Source organism: Streptomyces sp. NPDC006610, from assembly GCF_040611575.1.
Taxonomy (GTDB): domain Bacteria; phylum Actinomycetota; class Actinomycetes; order Streptomycetales; family Streptomycetaceae; genus Streptomyces.
In genome coordinates this window covers 53286-68820 of sequence record NZ_JBEXOP010000020.1, presented here as the reverse complement: position 1 = coordinate 68820, position 15535 = coordinate 53286, and the positions used below count along the sequence as shown (strand labels likewise).

At 75.0% G+C, this 15535-nt stretch carries 13 protein-coding genes; 3 read left to right on the top strand and 10 right to left on the bottom strand.

From position 1 onward, the window contains the following. Positions 1 to 240: 240 nt before the first annotated feature. The 5 genes from ABZY13_RS18125 to ABZY13_RS18105 form a co-directional block, all read right to left on the bottom strand. Complete coding sequence (locus ABZY13_RS18125) at positions 241 to 870, bottom strand: GntR family transcriptional regulator (protein WP_356631766.1); 630 nt, start codon at positions 868 to 870, stop codon at positions 241 to 243. 300 nt (positions 871 to 1170) lie between these two features. Next, positions 1171 to 3015, bottom strand: a complete 1845-nt coding sequence (gene sucB / locus ABZY13_RS18120; protein ID WP_356631764.1) for a 2-oxoglutarate dehydrogenase, E2 component, dihydrolipoamide succinyltransferase — start codon at positions 3013 to 3015, stop codon at positions 1171 to 1173. A gap of 59 nt (positions 3016 to 3074) precedes the next feature. Continuing rightward, positions 3075 to 4463: a dihydrolipoyl dehydrogenase gene (gene lpdA, locus ABZY13_RS18115; RefSeq protein ID WP_356631762.1), complete on the bottom strand. Its 1389-nt coding sequence runs from the start codon at positions 4461 to 4463 to the stop codon at positions 3075 to 3077. A 287-nt stretch (positions 4464 to 4750) separates the two neighbouring features. Then, complete coding sequence (locus ABZY13_RS18110; protein WP_356631760.1) at positions 4751 to 6280, bottom strand: leucyl aminopeptidase; 1530 nt, start codon at positions 6278 to 6280, stop codon at positions 4751 to 4753. A 264-nt stretch (positions 6281 to 6544) separates the two neighbouring features. Further along, positions 6545 to 7336 (bottom strand): adenosylcobinamide-GDP ribazoletransferase, encoded by a 792-nt coding sequence (locus ABZY13_RS18105; RefSeq protein WP_356631758.1) that lies wholly within the window; start codon positions 7334 to 7336, stop codon positions 6545 to 6547. A 62-nt stretch (positions 7337 to 7398) separates the two neighbouring features. On the opposite strand from ABZY13_RS18105, the gene ABZY13_RS18100 reads away from it, so the two are divergent. Then, positions 7399 to 8139: a hypothetical protein gene (locus ABZY13_RS18100; RefSeq protein WP_356631756.1), complete on the top strand. Its 741-nt coding sequence runs from the start codon at positions 7399 to 7401 to the stop codon at positions 8137 to 8139. Here the strand turns inward: ABZY13_RS18100 and cobT are convergent. After that, entirely contained in the window at positions 8136 to 9338 is a 1203-nt protein-coding gene (gene cobT / locus ABZY13_RS18095) for a nicotinate-nucleotide--dimethylbenzimidazole phosphoribosyltransferase (RefSeq protein WP_356631754.1), read from the bottom strand. The genes ABZY13_RS18100 and cobT overlap by 4 nt on opposite strands. A gap of 148 nt (positions 9339 to 9486) precedes the next feature. Here cobT and ABZY13_RS18090 point away from each other — a divergent pair, with 148 nt between their 5' ends. Then, complete coding sequence (locus ABZY13_RS18090; RefSeq protein WP_356631752.1) at positions 9487 to 10545, top strand: class I SAM-dependent methyltransferase; 1059 nt, start codon at positions 9487 to 9489, stop codon at positions 10543 to 10545. 256 nt (positions 10546 to 10801) lie between these two features. Here the strand turns inward: ABZY13_RS18090 and ABZY13_RS18085 are convergent, their stop codons facing one another. Next, on the bottom strand, positions 10802 to 12019 hold the full coding sequence (locus ABZY13_RS18085; RefSeq protein WP_356631750.1) for a bifunctional adenosylcobinamide kinase/adenosylcobinamide-phosphate guanylyltransferase: 1218 nt from the start codon (positions 12017 to 12019) through the stop codon (positions 10802 to 10804). Between the two features lie 231 nt (positions 12020 to 12250). On the opposite strand from ABZY13_RS18085, the gene ABZY13_RS18080 reads away from it, so the two are divergent. After that, positions 12251 to 12463: a hypothetical protein gene (locus ABZY13_RS18080; RefSeq protein WP_356631748.1), complete on the top strand. Its 213-nt coding sequence runs from the start codon at positions 12251 to 12253 to the stop codon at positions 12461 to 12463. 49 nt (positions 12464 to 12512) lie between these two features. Here the strand turns inward: ABZY13_RS18080 and ABZY13_RS18075 are convergent, their stop codons facing one another. The 3 genes from ABZY13_RS18075 to ABZY13_RS18065 form a co-directional block, all read right to left on the bottom strand. Further along, a complete protein-coding gene (locus tag ABZY13_RS18075; protein ID WP_356631746.1) occupies positions 12513 to 13625 on the bottom strand; it encodes a trypsin-like peptidase domain-containing protein in 1113 nt (370 codons plus the stop codon). A gap of 254 nt (positions 13626 to 13879) precedes the next feature. After that, a complete protein-coding gene (locus ABZY13_RS18070; protein WP_356631870.1) occupies positions 13880 to 14584 on the bottom strand; it encodes a methyltransferase domain-containing protein in 705 nt (234 codons plus the stop codon). Between the two features lie 80 nt (positions 14585 to 14664). Then, the gene (locus ABZY13_RS18065; protein WP_356631744.1) at positions 14665 to 15294 is read right to left on the bottom strand and encodes a DUF3043 domain-containing protein; all 630 of its coding nucleotides are present in this window, start codon (positions 15292 to 15294) and stop codon (positions 14665 to 14667) included. Between the last annotated feature and the right edge of the window lie 241 nt (positions 15295 to 15535).

Here is a 15535-nt window from a genome sequence, read left to right as displayed (position 1 = left end):
GGGGTTCCCTCATCGGTAAGGGTTCGGGGGTGCCCTTGGTCTTTGGCAGGACAGGGCGTCGGGGCTCCTGTGGAAGCCCGTCGGCGACTGTAACCCCCTGATCGATGATCGATCAAAGGGTGGAGCCGGAAAATCTCTCGAAATCGAGAAAGTCGGCACGCGGTGCCTCGGCCGCGGGCACGGCGTGCCGCATTTTCGAAAGGTTTTCGCAGGTCGGACGACGTCTGAGCGAACCCGCGCTCAGCTCTCGTGACGCGGCGCGCAGCCCAGCACGTGGGCCTTCACCAACTCCGCGATCCGCGGGTCCCGCCGCCGGAACGCCTGCACCAGTTCCTCGTGCTCCTCGGCGTACGACTGCTGCACGGTGCCGAGCCACCGTATCGACAGCGCCGTGAACACCTCGATGCCGAGCCCTTCCCAGGTGTGCAGCAGCACGGAGTTGCCCGCGGCCCGCACCATCTCGCGGTGGAAGCCCACCGTGTGCCGCACCTGCGCCGTGCCGTCGGCCCTGCTGTCGGCCTCGTACAGCGCCGCGACGTGCGGCTCCAGCGCCGAGCAGTCCCGGGCCAGCCGCTCCGCCGCCAGCTCCGCCGCGATCGCCTCCAGGCCGGCCCGGACGGGGTACGACTCCTCCAGGTCGGCGGCCGTCAGATTGCGCACCCGCACGCCCTTGTTCGGCGCGGACTCGATCAGCCGCAGCGATTCCAGCTCGCGCAGCGCCTCCCGCACCGGCGTCTGGCTGACCTCCAGCTCGGTGGCGATCCGCCGCTCCACGATCCGCTCGCCCGGCTGCCAGCGTCCGCTGATGATCCCCTCGAGGATGTGCTCGCGGATCTGCTCGCGCAGCGAGTGGACGACGGGCGCGGTCATGAGGGCTCCTTAGCGGGAGGCGTTGGCTTAGACAATACGGCCGTCCAGGGCTGCTGGAGAGGCGCTTGAGGGGGCTTTCGCGCAGGTGAGACGAGACTTACACCTCCGGTGTGCGGCCGGTGGCGGCCGGTGGCGCCGCGCGGCACCGGGGCCGGGCCGGTGGCCGCGGGCCGGCCGTGCCCCGCGGTCCCGCCTCGGCCCCCGGCCGTGCTCCGCGGCGCCGCGGCCCCGCCCCAGACGCCGGTGCCCCCGCCCGGAGCGTTCCGGGCGGGGGCACCGATGCGTGCGTGCGGAGCGGGATTACAGGCCGAGCTCGACCTCGAACTCGCCGGCCTCCAGGATCGCCTTGACCGCCGTCAGGTAACGGGCCGCGTCGGCGCCGTCCACCAGGCGGTGGTCGTAGGACAGGGTCAGGTACGTCATGTCGCGGACGCCGATCGCCGTGCCCTCCGCCGTCTCGACGACGGCCGGGCGCTTGACCGTGGCGCCGATGCCGAGGATGGCGACCTGGCCCGGCGGCACGATGATGGTGTCGAACAGCGCGCCGCGCGAACCGGTGTTGGAGATGGTGAAGGTCCCGCCGGACAGCTCGTCCGGGGTGATCTTGTTCGCCCGGACCTTGCCCGCCAGCTCCGCCGTGGCCTTGGCGATGCCGGCCAGGTTGAGGTCGCCGGCGTTCTTGATGACCGGGGTCATCAGGCCCTTCTCGGAGTCCACCGCGATACCGATGTTCTCGGTGTCGAAGTAGGTGATCGTGCCGTCGGCCTCGTTGATCTTCGCGTTGACGACCGGGTGGGCCTTCAGGGCCTGGGCCGCCGCCTTGACGAAGAAAGGCATCGGAGAGAGCTTGACGCCCTCACGGGCCGCGAACGCGTCCTTGGCCCGGTTGCGCAGCGCCATCAGACGGGTGACGTCGACCTCGACGACCGTCGACAGCTGGGCCTGCTCCGTGAGCGCCTTGACCATGTTGTCGCCGATGACCTTGCGGATGCGCGGCATCTTGACGGTCTGGCCGCGCAGCGGAGATGCCTCCAGGACGGGGGCCTGCTTCGCGGCGGACGGCGCGGCGGCGGGGGCGGGCGCCGGGGCAGCGGCGGCGGCCTTGGCGGCCTCCGCGGCGGCCAGGACGTCCTGCTTGCGGATCCGGCCGCCGACGCCGGTGCCCTTGACGGAGCCCAGGTCGACGCCGTTCTCGGCGGCGAGCTTGCGCACCAGCGGGGTGACGTAGGCGCCCTCGTCGGTCGGCTGCGCGGCGGCGGGCGCCGGAGCGGCCGGGGCGACCGGAGCGGGGGCGGCCGGAGCCGGAGCCGGGGCGGCGGCGGGCTGCGCCGGAGCCGCGGGGGCGGCGGGCGCGGGAGCCGGTGCGGCAGTGGCGGGGGCCGGAGCCGGAGCGGCGGGAGCCTCCGGGGCGGGGGCCGGGGCGGCGGGTGCCTCCGGGGCGGCGGAAGCCTCCGGGGCCGGGGCCGGGGCGGCCGGGGCCTCGGGGGCGGCGGGCGCCGGAGCGGCGGCCGGGGCCGCGCCCGGAGCGCCGATGACGGCCAGCTTGGCGCCGACCTCGGCGGTCTCGTCCTCGCCGACCGTGATCTCCAGCAGCACGCCGGAGGCGGGGGCGGGGATCTCGGTGTCGACCTTGTCGGTGGAGACCTCGAGCAGCGGCTCGTCGGCCTCGACGCTGTCGCCGACCGACTTCAGCCAGCGGGTGACGGTGCCCTCGGTGACGGACTCGCCGAGCGCGGGCAGGACGACGTCCGTGCCCTCGGCGGAACCGCCGCCGGAGGCGGCCTCGGCGGTGGGCGCCGGGGCCGGGGCGGACTGCTCGGTGGACGGCTGGGCGGCCGGGGCGGGCTCGGGGGCCGGCGGGGCGACCTCCTCGGCGGCCGGAGCCGGGGCCGCGGCGGGGGCGCCGGTGCCGTCGTCGATCACGGCCAGCTCGGCGCCGACCTCGACCGTCTCGTCCTCGGCGACCTTGATGGAGGCGAGGACACCGGAGGCCGGCGCGGGGATCTCGGTGTCGACCTTGTCGGTCGAGACCTCGAGCAGGGGCTCGTCGGCCTCGACGCGCTCACCCTCGGCCTTCAGCCAGCGGGTGACGGTGCCCTCGGTGACGCTCTCGCCGAGCGCCGGAAGGGTTACGGAAACCGCCATGGTTTCGGTTGCTCCTAACGAATTGCGGAAGTCTGGGTCGTCGCTTGTGACCGAGGGCGTCAGTCGTGCGCGTGCAGCGGCTTTCCGGCCAGCGCCAGGTGCGCCTCGCCGAGCGCCTCGTTCTGCGTCGGGTGGGCGTGGACCAGCTGGGCGACCTCGGACGGCAGCGCCTCCCAGTTGTAGATCAGCTGGGCCTCGCCGACCTGCTCGCCCATGCGGTCGCCGACCATGTGGACGCCGACCACCGCACCGTCCTTGACCTGGACGAGCTTGATCTCGCCCGCGGTCTTCAGGATCTTGCTCTTGCCGTTGCCCGCCAGGTTGTACTTCAGGGCGACGACCTTGTCCGCGCCGTAGATCTCCTTGGCCTTGGCCTCGGAGATGCCGACGGAGGCGACCTCGGGGTGGCAGTACGTCACCCGGGGCACGCCGTCGTAGTCGATGGGGACGACCTTCAGACCGGCCAGCCGCTCCGCCACCAGGATGCCCTCGGCGAAGCCGACGTGCGCGAGCTGGAGCGTGGGCACCAGGTCGCCGACCGCGGAGATGGTCGGGACGTTGGTGCGCATGTACTCGTCGACGAGGACGTGACCGCGGTCCATGGCGACCCCGGCCTCCTCGTAGCCCAGGCCCTGCGAGACCGGGCCGCGGCCGACGGCGACGAGGAGGATCTCGGCCTCGAACTCCTTGCCGTCGGCGAGGGTGACCTTGACCCCGTCGGCCGTGTACTCGGCCTTCTGGAAGAAGGTGCCGAGGTTGAACTTGATGCCGCGCTTGCGGAACGCCCGCTCCAGCAGCTTGGAGCTGTTCTCGTCCTCGGCCGGGACGAGGTGCTTCATCCCCTCGATGATGGTCACGTCCGCGCCGAAGGACTTCCAGGCGGAGGCGAACTCGACGCCGATGACGCCGCCGCCGAGGATGATGGCGGACTTCGGCACACGGTCCAGGACGAGGGCGTGGTCCGAGGAGATGATGCGGTTGCCGTCGATCTCCAGGCCCGGCAGCGACTTCGGCACGGAGCCGGTCGCCAGGAGCACGTGGCGGCCCTGGATGCGCTGTCCGTTGACGTCCACCGAGGTGGGGGAGGAGAGCCGGCCCGCGCCCTCGATGTACGTCACCTTGCGGGAGGCGATGAGCCCCTGCAGGCCCTTGTACAGGCCCGCGACCACGTCGTCCTTGTACTTGTGGACGGCCGGTACGTCGATGCCCTCGAACGTGGCCTTGACGCCGAACTGCTCGCTCTCGCGGGCCTGGTCGGCGATCTCGCCCGCGTGCAGCAGGGCCTTGGTGGGGATGCAACCCCGGTGCAGGCAGGTGCCGCCGACCTTGTCCTTCTCGATCAGGGCGACGTCCAGACCCAGCTGCGCCCCGCGCAGGGCCGCGGCGTAACCACCGCTGCCACCGCCGAGGATCACTAGGTCGAAAACGGTGCTGGCGTCGTTCGCCACGTCACGTCCTCCATGCATGTGCGCCGTACGCCGGTCTTCGCTGACCGGCAGGCGGCTGGTGTCCGGCCGCTCGTTCTTCGGCCCTTCGGTGGGGCCCTGTCCTGCCGGGCCCCATCTTCGCACTTGTCGCCCCCGGAGGAGACGCGGGGCCGGTGTGTGAGACGTCCCACGTTCCGCCCGCGGGGCGCGGGCCGTGCCGGTGCGCGGTCCGCGCCGGGCGGGCGCGGGCGAGGACGGGTCGCCGCGCCCGCCGGGCGGGAGGAAGGGCCGGACTCAGCGGGCGGACCTCACCCCAGGTCGCCCGCCGCCGTGAGCTCCGCCAGCCGCACCAGCGTCCGTACCCCGGTGCCCGTACCACCCTTCGGGGTGTACCCGAACGGACCGCCCTCGTTGAACGCGGGCCCCGCGATGTCCAGGTGCGCCCAGGTGATCCCCTCGCCCACGAACTCCCGCAGGAACAGCCCGGCGACCAGCCCGCCGCCCATCCGCTCGCCCATGTTGGCGATGTCGGCGACCGCGGAGTCCATGCCCTTGCGCAGGTGCTCCGGCAGCGGCATCGGCCACGCCGGCTCCCCGACCTCCTCGGCGGCCTCGAACACCGCGGTGCGGAACGCGTCGTCGTTGGCCATCACGCCGAACGTCCGGTTGCCCAGCGCCAGCATCATCGCGCCGGTGAGCGTGGCGACGTCCACGATGGCGTCCGGCTTCTCCTCGGAGGCCGCCCACAGCGCGTCGGCGAGGACCAGCCGGCCCTCGGCGTCGGTGTTGAGCACCTCCACGGTCTTGCCGCTGTACATGCGCAGCACGTCGCCGGGGCGGGTGGCGGAACCGGAGGGCATGTTCTCGGCCAGCGCCAGCCAGCCGGTGACGTTGACCTCCAGGCCGAGCCGCGCGGCGGCGATGACGGCGGCGAACACGGCGGCGGCGCCGCTCATGTCGCACTTCATCGTCTCGTTGTGCCCGGCCGGCTTGAGCGAGATGCCGCCCGAGTCGTAGGTGATGCCCTTGCCGACGAGGGCGAGGTGCTTCTTCGCCTTGGACGAGGTGTACGACAGCTTGACCAGGCGCGGGGCCGACGCGGAGCCGGAGCCGACGCCGAGGATGCCGCCGTAGCCGCCCTTGGTGAGGGCCTTCTCGTCGAGCACCTGCACCTTGACGCCGTGCTCCTTGGCCGCGGCCTGGGCGACGGCGGCGAAGGCCTCCGGGTTGAGGTCGTTCGGCGGGGTGTTGACGAGGTCGCGGGCGCGGTTCAGCTCCTCGGACACGGCGGTGGCGCGCTCGACGGCGGCCTTGTGGGCCTTGTCGCGGGGCTTGGCGCCGAGGACGACGGCCTCGCCCAGCGGGGCCTTGCCGTTCTTCTTGTCCTTGCCGGCCGAGGCGGTGTCCTTGTACGCGTCGAACGAGTACGCGCCGAGCAGCGCGCCCTCGCCGATCGCGCCGACGGCGGCGGCGTCCTCGACGGGCAGTGCGAACGCGGCCTTCTTGGCGCCGACCAGGGTGCGGGCGGCCACGCCGGCGGCGCGGCGCAGGGCTTCGGCGCCGAACGGGGCGTCCTGCTCGGGCAGTGCGCCCAGGCCCACCGCCACCACGAGCGGCGCCTTGAAGCCGGCCGGCGCCGGGAGCTTCGTCACCTCGCCCTCGGCCCCGGAGGCACCGAGGGTCTCCAGGACGCCGGCGAGCCCGCCGTCGTAGGCCTGGGTCACGGACTCGGCGCCCGGTGCGACGACCGGGCCCCTGTCGCCCTTGGCGACACCGATCACGATCGCGTCGGCCCGCAGGCCGGGCGCCGCGGCGGTGCTGAGAGTGAGAGCAGTCACGGTGGTGAATTCTCGCTTCCGATGTGAAGTTTCGTTGGCCGAGGGGGTGGGTCGGCCGGGCCCGACAGCCGACTTGAGGTTCCTCGGGCGGAGCGGGCTTCGCCCGGACAGGCGAAAGACCCGGGCACGAGCCTACGCCGGGTGCCCGCGCGATCGTTCGCCCGGGCGTTCACCTGCGAGTGGCGTCGTGGTCATTTTCCGCGGGCGACGACCGCCGGCGACCGTCCCGCACCCTCCGCAGCCCTCGGTGGAGCGTCCGTCGGGTCAGCCGAGGGTCAGCACGACGAGCGCGGTGGTCGCGGCCGTCTCGGCCAGACCGCCGAAGACGTCGCCGGTCACCCCGCCGAAGCGGCGGGTGCAGTGCCGCAGCAGCAGTTCGGCCGCGCCGGCCGCGGCGGCGAGGGCGAGGACGGCGCGCAGCACGCCGTACGGCCCGGACGGCGCCCCGCACGCCGCGGCGGCGACGGTCACCGCGAGGGCGACGCCCAGGGCGGCGCGCACCGGGACGACCCCGGCCACGGCCGCCCCCAGACCCTCGGGCCGGGCGGCCGGCACGCCCTCGCGGGCGGCCAGGGTCAGCGCCGTCCGGGCGGCGACGGCGGAGACGGCGGCGGCGTACGCGCCCGCGCCCCAGGAGCCGCCGTACAGCTCGCACAGGGCCGCCGTCTGGGCGGCCAGGACCAGGACCAGCGTGATCACGCCGAACGGGCCGATGTCCGACTGCTTCATGATCCGCAGCGCGTCCTCGGCGGGCCTGCCGCTGCCCAGCCCGTCGGCCGTGTCGGCCAGCCCGTCCAGGTGCAGGCCCCGGGTCAGCGCGGCGGGCACGGCGACCGTGGCGACGGCGGCGAGCAGTGGGCCCGCGCCGAGGAACAGCAGCAGGAGCCCGGCCCCGGCGGCCACGCCCCCGACGACCAGCCCGGCCAGCGGCGCGCAGAGCATCCCGCCCCGGGCGGCCGTGCGGTCCCAGCGGTCGACCCGCACCGGCAGCACGGTGAGCGTGCCGAACGCGAACCGGAGACCGTGCAGCGGCGGCATCCGCGAGATCATGGACATGGCGGGCACCTTATGCGACCGTCGGGGCGCACCTCGCGGCGGATCGGCCCAGACTGGGTCATATGGGGACCTGGCTCGAGCGCAACATCGTCGAACCCGGCAAGCTGCCCCTGCTGCTCGCCCTGTCGGCCTTCGTCGTCACCTTCCTGGTCACCCGCCTGATCACCCGGATGATCCGCGCGGGGAAGGGCCCCTTCCGCGACGTCACACCGGGCGGACTGCACATTCACCACGTCGTCCCCGGCGTCGTCCTCACCCTGGCGGGCGGCTTCGGCGCGGTGGCGGGCGGGCAGCACGGGTTCGGCTCCGCGCTGGCGGCGGTCGTCTTCGGCGCGGGCGCGGGGCTGGTGCTGGACGAGTTCGCGCTGATCCTGCACCTGGACGACGTCTACTGGACCGAGGCCGGCCGCAAGAGCGTCGAGGCCGTGGTGCTCACGGCGGCCCTGGTGGGGCTGCTCCTCGTCGGGTTCGCGCCCTTCGGGGTGGACGACCTCGACGAGGACGAGCTGCAGAGCCGGGGGTCGGTCGTGTCGACCGTCGCCGTGAACTTCTTCTTCTCGCTGCTCGCGCTGAGCAAGGGCAAGGCCCGGACGGCGGTCTTCGGGGTGATCGTGCCGCTCGTCGCGCTCATCGGGGCGATCCGGCTGGCGCGGCCCGGGTCGCCGTGGGACAGGCGGCTCTACGCCCGCCGCCCGCGGGCGAGGGCGCGCGCCCAGCGTCGGGCGCGGCGCCACGACCGCCGCTGGGCGGGGCCCCGCCGCCGGCTCCAGGACTGGCTGGGGGGCCGCCCCGACGACGCCTAGACGGACTCCGGGCGGCTCGCCCGCTCCTGTGCCTGCGCGCCCTGAGCCGGCGCCTGCCCGCCCGCTGCCTCCGCCCGGCCCGGCTGCTCCGGCGACCCGTGCTCCTGCGGCGACTGCGGCTCCTCCGGCCCCTCCGGCTCCGCCTTCTCCGGCTGCCTCTTCTCCGGCAGCTCCGCCGCCAGTGCCGCCGCCGACCGGACCAGGGGCAGGGACAGCAGGGCGCCCAGGCCCTCGCCCACGCGGACGCCGTGGTCCAGCAGCGGCTCCAGGGCCATCCGGTCCAGCGCCTTGGCCTGGCCCGGCTCGCCGCTGTCGTGGCCCGCCAGCCACCAGTCGGGCGCGCGGAAGGCGACCCGCTGGGCCACCAGCGCGCACGCTGCCGACACCACGCCGTCCAGGATCACCGGCGTCTTGCGCACCGCGCTCTGCAGCAGGAACCCGGTCGTCGCCGCGAGGTCCGCGCCGCCCACCGCCGCCAGCAGCGCCAGCTGGTCGCCGAGCACCGGCCGGGCCCGCCGCAGCGCGTCCCGGATCGCCGCGCACTTGCGCATCCACGCCAGGTCGTCGATCGCCTGCCCGCCCCGCCCGGTCACCACCGACGCGTCGGTCCCGCACAGTGCCGCGATCAGCACGCCCGCCGCCGTCGTGCCGCCCACGCTGACGTCCCCGAGCACGACCAGGTCCGTGCCCGCGTCGGCCTCCTCGTCGGCCACCGCGACCCCGGCCCGGAACGCCGCCTCGGCCTCCTCGGGGGTGAGCGCGTCCTCGACGTCGATCCGGCCGCTGCCGCGCCGCACCCGGTGCCGTACGACGTCCTCGGGCAGCGTCGACGGATCGCAGTCCAGCGCCATGTCCACCACCCGCAGCGGCACCTCCAGCCGCCGCGCGAGCACCGCCACCGGACGGCCGCCCTCCAGGACCTCGCGCACCAGCTCGGCCGCGCTGCCCGCGGGGCGCGCCGAGACGCCCAGCCCGGCGACGCCGTGATCACCGGCGAAGAGCACCACGCGAGGCCGTTCGACCGGCCTGACCGGCGCCGCGCCCTGCGCCGAGGCCAGCCACTCACCCAGTTCGTCGAGCCGGCCCAGCGCGCCGGGGGGCACGTTCCGGCTCTCCCGGTGCGCCTCGGCGTCACGGCGCACCCCGGCGTCGGGGCGCTCGATCAGATCGGTGAAGTCGTCGAGATTCAGCGAGCTCATTCGCCGAACAGTACCGGCACCGGTCGAACAGGGGGCCGCCACCGGGTCACGGCGACCGGCCGACGTCGTTGCACCCAAGATCGGTATCCCATACGTTCCGGTTTGCAGCGGATTGTCGTATCCACCTTCCTGCGCCCGGGAGCCGCCCATGTCCGCATCCCCCGTGCCCTCGGCGCTGCCGTCGGCCGACCGGCGCCGCGCCGCCTACCTGGCCGAACTCGCCCTGGGCACCGATCGTTTCCATGAGGCGCCCCGCGCGGACTGCCCCTGGTGCGGCTCCCGGCAGCTGCGCACCCGGTTCACCGCGCCCGACCTCCTCCAGCACAAGCCGGGCCGGTTCACCCTCGACGAGTGCCGGGACTGCGCGCACGCCTTCCAGAACCCGCCGCTCACCCCGGAGGGCGTGGCCTTCCACGACCGGGACCGGTACGAGGGCGGCCTCGGCGTGCCCTCCCGGCGCCGGCTGCGCACGACCGCGCGGGTGGTGCTGCCGTACGGCGAGCCGGAGAGCTGGCTGGACGTCGGCACCGGGCGCGCGGACTTCCCGGCGGTGGCCCGGCGGTTCTTCCCCTACACCGCCTTCGACGGCTCCGACCCGACCCCGAGGGTGCTGGAGGCCCGTGCGGCCGGCCGGATCGAGGAGGCGCACGTCGGCCACCTCGCCACGCCCGGCCTCGCCGCCCGGCTGCGCGCCCGCTACGACGTCGTCACCGTCCTGCACCGCCTGGAGCACGCCCCCGACCCCCGCGCGGAACTCGACGCCGCCCTCACCGCGCTGCGCCCCGGCGGCATCCTGCTGCTCGAAGCGGCCGACCCGGACTGCGCGTTCGCCGCCATCCTCGGCAAGTGGTGGTTCCCGCACACCCAGCCCCGCCACCCGAACCTGCTGCCCCTGGCCAACGTCCGCGCGGAGCTGGAGTCCCGGGGCTGCACGGTGCTCGTCGCCGCGCACCGCCCGGCCCACCGCCCCCAGGACCTGTCCGCCGCCCTCGCCCTGGCCCTCGCGCACGCCGTCCCGGACCCCGACGAGCCCTGGCGGCCGGCGCCCCCGAGCGAGGTGCGGCGCACGGTCCGCACGGTCCTCGACCGGGTCTCGGCCCCACTGCTCGCCCTCGCCAGGGCGGCGGACCTGCTGCTGTACCCGCTGCTGCGCGAGGGCCCGTTCGCCAACTCCTACCGGATCGTCGCCCGCAAGGACGCCGCGTAAGGGCACCGCAGACGGGCCGCCCGCAGGGTCCGTGCGGGCGCAGCCGACGGCCGCCTGCAAGGGTCCGTGCGGGCGTGCTGTCGGCGGGTCGCGGTCGTGGGGTGCGCCGTGTGGGCGTGCTGCCGGCGGGTCTCGGTCGTGGGGTGCGCCGTGCGGGCGTGCTGTCGGCGGGTCTCGGTCGTGGGGTGCGCCGCGTGGGCGTGCTGCCGGCGGGTCTCGGCCGTGGGGTGCGCCGTGTGCGCGCACCGCCCACGGGCTACCCCCGCAGCACCAGCGCCTGCCCCGCCACCACCAGCAGCACCTGCTCGCACTCCCCGGCGAACGCGGCGTTCAGCCGCCCCAGCTCGTCCCGGTACCGCCGCCCCGACGCCGTGGCCGGCACGATCCCCGAGCCCACCTCGTTCGACACCGCGACGACCATCCGCCGCGCCCCGCGCACCGCGTCCGTCAGCTCCCGCACCCGTGCGCGCAGCGCCCGTTCGCCGCCCCCGGCCCACTCCGCGTCGTCCCACGCCCCGACCGAGTCCATCGCGTCCGTCAGCCACAGCGACAGACAGTCGATCAGCAGCGGCGGGCCCTCCTCCGTCAGCAGCGGCACCAGATCGCAGGTCTCCTTCGTGCGCCACGACCCCGGCCGGCGCTCCCGGTGCGCCGACACCCGCGCGGCCCACTCGCCGTCGCCGCCGCGCGTGCCCCCCGTCGCCACGTACAGCACGTCGGGGAACGCCTCCAGACGCCGCTCGGCCTCCACCGACTTGCCCGACCGGGCGCCCCCCAGCACCAGGGTCCGCCGCGGCACGTCGGGCGCGTCGGGCAGGTGCTCGTACCCGCCCGCCGTCAGCGTCGTCCCGTCCGGTACCGCCCGCGCACCGGCCGCCGCGAGCCGCCGCCGCAACTCGGCGCCGGGCGGCACGTCGTGGTCCAGGTGCACGGCGACCACGTCCGTGGCCGGCCCCGCCGCGCCGACCGCCCGCAGCCGGGCCAGCGCGTCCGGCCGCCCCACCACGTCCGCGAGGACCAGGTCGTACGGCTGTGCCCCGCCGGTCCCCTCCTCCAGGCCGGCCGGCGCGCCCCCCGGCGGCAGATACAGCAGCCGGCGCCCGTCGGGGCCGGTCACCGCGTATCCGGTGCCCGGCGCGTCCATCGCGACCGCCCGCACCCGGTGTCCCGTCAGCAGGGCCAGCTCCCGCCCGTCCGGCACCCGCCCCGGTGCGGGCAGCCCGGCCGGCACTTCCACCGGCGGCCCGTCGTGCGGGTGGGACAGCAGCACCTGCCGCACCCCGGCCAGCGAACGCCCCGCCCGCGCCGCCGCGAACACCGCACCGGGCGTCAGGTCCAGCAGCAGCGCCCCGTCCACCAGCACGGAGGCGCCCGCCCGCGCGTCGGGTCCGTGCGCCCGCGCGCAGGCGGCACAGGGACAGTCGGGGCGGGGCAGTCCCGCGGGGGCGCCGGTGCCGAGCAGAGTCAGTTCCACGCAGTGATTTTCCCGCGTCCCCGCAGCTCCTGCGCGCCCGGCCGGGCTCCGTCCGGCGGATCGGGACCGGGACCGGCCCCCGGTCCTCCGGTCCCGAGGCGTGCGAACCCCCGCGTCCGGGGCATGATCCGCCGGACAGGCCCTACGCTCGGGGCGGGAGCCGGATCAAGGTCCGGTCCCGTTCCGCATGGCCGGGTCCGCTCGGCTCGGGCTCACATCTGGGAGGCGTACATGGCGGCATGGACGTGGCGATTCGAGAAGGCCGACGGGACGGAGGTCCCGCCCGCGGTGGAGCCCGAGGAGTTCACCACGCAGGGCGACGCCGAATCCTGGCTCGGGGAGCACTGGAAGGAACTGCTCGCCGGCGGCGCGGACCAGGTGCGGCTGTTTGAGGACGCCACGGAGATCTACGGCCCGATGAGCCTGCACGCCGAAGAGGCGTAGGCCGGGGGGGGGAGGGGGCCGGCCGGGAGGAAGCCGGCCTGCCCCCTCCTCACTGCTCGCCCAGCGTCACGTCGACGGTGCGCTCCTCACCGTCGCGGGTGAACGTCACCCGCGTCCGGTCACCGGGCCGGGCCGCGGCGAGCGCCTCCGCCAGCGAGGTGATCGTCGTGATCTCCGTGGCGCCGACCCGGGTGAGGACGTCCCCGGCGCGCAGCCCCGCCCGCTCGGCGGCGCCCTCCTCCACCACGTCCACGACGGCGACGCCCGCGGCCCGGTAGTCCCGGTCCACCACCGTGCGGCCGGTGATGCCGAGGGCCGCCCGGCCGGAGTCGGTGACCCGGCCGTCCTTGATGATCTGGTCGGCGACCGTCCGCACCATCGACGCCGGGATCGCGAACCCGATGCCGGGCGCCGCGCCGTCCCCGAGCCCGGGGTCGGTCGCGGCGAGCGTCGGGATGCCGATCACCCGCCCGTCCAGGCCGACCAGGGCCCCGCCGCTGTTGCCGGGGTTGATGGCCGCCGACGTCTGCACCATGTTGCCGATCGTCGCGCCCGTGCCGCCGCTGCCGCCGCCCTCGGTGACGGTCCGCCCGGTCGCCGAGACGATGCCCTGCGTCACGCTGGACGACAGCCCGAGCGGGGAGCCCATCGCCAGCACGATCTGCCCCACCTCCACCCGGGACGAGTCCCCGAACCGCGCCGCGCGCAGCCCGTCCGGCGGGTCCTCCAGCCGGACGACGGCCAGGTCCTGCTCGGGGTAGGAGTGCACGAGCCGCGCGGTGAGCGGCTCCTGATGGTTCGCGAGGGTCACCCGGAAGGTCTTCTCCTCCCCGATGACGTGCGCGTTGGTGACGATGTGGCCCCTGCCGTCGTAGACGACCCCCGAGCCGAGGTCCTCGCGGCCCTGGATCTGCACGACCGACGGCAGGACGTCCCTGATGACCTTCCGGTAGTCGTCCTCCAGGTCACGCGCCGCCGCCCGCGGCACGGCGGCGGGCAGCGCCGCCTGCGGGGCCCGCGTCGCCTGCCGGGGCGAGGCGTCCGCCCGCCGCTCCGGGGCGCCGGAGCCCACGCATCCCGCGACGAACGCCAGCGAACAGCACAGCGCGGCGACGGCGGGCGGCAGGGCGCGGCGGTACGGCGAGCGGCGGGAAGCGTCCATGCCCCGAGCATGACCTCGCCGGCCCCGCCCGGCCCCCGCTGCGCGCCCGAACGGCGGAACGGGAAGGAAGGGGAGGACGGGCGAGGAACGTGGAGCGACGGGCGCGACGAGCCCTCTCAGCCCCGTACGCCGCACGGAGCGACAGGCGCGCCGGGCCACGCCGCCCCGTACGCCGCACGGAGCGACAGGCGCGCTGGAGGGCCCCGGGTCAGCCCCGTACGCCGCGCAAAGCGACAGGGGCGCCGGAGGGCCCGTCAGCCCCGTACGCCGCACAGGTGCAGCAGCGCCGCGATCCCCCGGTACGGGTCCGTCCGGCCGGCCCGCTCCTCGACCGTCAGCAGCGTCTCCAGGTCGGTGGGGAGCTGCGCCCCGTCGGCGGCCGTGTCGGTGAACACCCGCACGCCGTACCAGGTGTGCAGCGGCGCCCCGATCCCGGCCAGCGTCGCCGTGAGCGCGCTCAGCCGGTCGGCGCGCACGTCGAGACCGAGGCGGTTGCGGTAGGCGGTGGTGTCGAAGGCGGCCAGCGCCGTGGCCCAGTCGCCGTACAGGCCCGGTCGCATCGCCAGCGCGTCGCCGTTGCGCACCAGCAGCGACAGCAGACCGCCGTGCGCCAGCACCCGCGCGAGCCCCGCCAGGAGCGGGTCGGGCTCCTCGACGTACATCAGCACGCCGTGGCAGAGCACCACGTCGAAGCTGCCCGGCGGAAAGTGCGCGCCGGTCTCCCGGCCGTCCCCCTCCACGAGCCGCACCCGCTCCCGGATCCCCTCCGGTTCGGCGGCCAGCGCCGCCCGCGCCGCGCCCAGCATCGTGGCGTCCTGCTCCATGCCGGTCACCTCGTGCCCGGCCCGGGCCAGCCGCAGCGCCTGCGTGCCCTGGCCCATCCCCACGTCGAGCACGCGCAGCCGCCGCCCGACGGGGAACCGCCCGGCTATCTGCTCGTCGAGCTGCCGGGCGACCAGTTCCTGCCGTACGACGTCCCGCAGGCCGCCCAGCCCGCTGAGCCAGGCGCGTGCCGCACCCCCGGAGAAGGAAGCGGCGCTCAGGGCCGCTCTCCGCGCTTGACCTGCGGCTTGGGCAGCCGGAGTCGGCGCATCTGGAGGGAGCGCATCAGCGCGTAGGCGACGGCGCCGCGCTTGTTCTCGTCGGGGAAGCGCTCGGCGAGCCGCTTCTTGAGCCGGTAACCGGTGGCGACGGAGTCGAGCACGATCAGCACGATCACGACCAGCCACAGCAGCAGCGAGGCGCTCTGCAGCGCCGGCACCTGCACCATGCTCAGCACCAGGATGACCACGGCCATCGGCAGGAAGAACTCCGCGATGTTGAACCGCGAGTCCACGAAGTCGCGGGCGAACCGGCGCACCGGGCCCTTGTCGCGCGCCGGGAGGTAGCGCTCGTCACCGCCCGCCAGCGCCTGGCGCTGCCGCTCCAGCGCGGCACGACGCTCCTCGCGCTGACGCTTGGCGGCCTCCTTGCGCGTCATCGTCGTATTGGCGACGCTGCGGCGCTGGGACTGGGCCTGGCTGCGCTTGGGCGTCGGCCGGCCCTTCGGGGCCTGCGGATCACGGGGCTGCTTGGAGTCGGTCTGCGTCGCCTTGGCGGCGACCGCGGCCTTCTCTTCCTTGGCACGGCTACGGAACACAAAAGCCAAGGGTACGTGCTGCACAGGCATGGACCCCAGTGCGGTGGGGAACGATCCGGCAACACCGTGCGTCTGTAGGGGGCAGACGGGACGAAGGGTCGCACCGGACCCCGGGGCGTACCCGGAGATCCGCCTACTCCTCACGCCGGAGCAGAAGCGCACTCAGTCGTCCTTGGGGATGAGCGCATCCGTCCCCGAACAGTGCGGTAATGGAAGCAGGGCCCTTACTGTGGGTTCTGTCGCAGACCTGTGAGCCGGAGTCCGTCAGAAG

Coding starts and splice junctions, on each gene's coding strand:
- ABZY13_RS18080 (WP_356631748.1), top strand. CDS start 12,251: ATGGCGGCATGGACGTGGCGATTCGAGAAGGCCGACGGGACGGAGGTC.
- ABZY13_RS18105 (WP_356631758.1), bottom strand. CDS start 7,336: ATGTCCATGATCTCGCGGATGCCGCCGCTGCACGGTCTCCGGTTCGCG.
- cobT (WP_356631754.1), bottom strand. CDS start 9,338: ATGAGCTCGCTGAATCTCGACGACTTCACCGATCTGATCGAGCGCCCC.
- ABZY13_RS18075 (WP_356631746.1), bottom strand. CDS start 13,625: ATGGACGCTTCCCGCCGCTCGCCGTACCGCCGCGCCCTGCCGCCCGCC.
- sucB (WP_356631764.1), bottom strand. CDS start 3,015: ATGGCGGTTTCCGTAACCCTTCCGGCGCTCGGCGAGAGCGTCACCGAG.
- ABZY13_RS18125 (WP_356631766.1), bottom strand. CDS start 870: ATGACCGCGCCCGTCGTCCACTCGCTGCGCGAGCAGATCCGCGAGCAC.
- ABZY13_RS18065 (WP_356631744.1), bottom strand. CDS start 15,294: ATGCCTGTGCAGCACGTACCCTTGGCTTTTGTGTTCCGTAGCCGTGCC.
- ABZY13_RS18100 (WP_356631756.1), top strand. CDS start 7,399: ATGGGGACCTGGCTCGAGCGCAACATCGTCGAACCCGGCAAGCTGCCC.
- ABZY13_RS18090 (WP_356631752.1), top strand. CDS start 9,487: ATGTCCGCATCCCCCGTGCCCTCGGCGCTGCCGTCGGCCGACCGGCGC.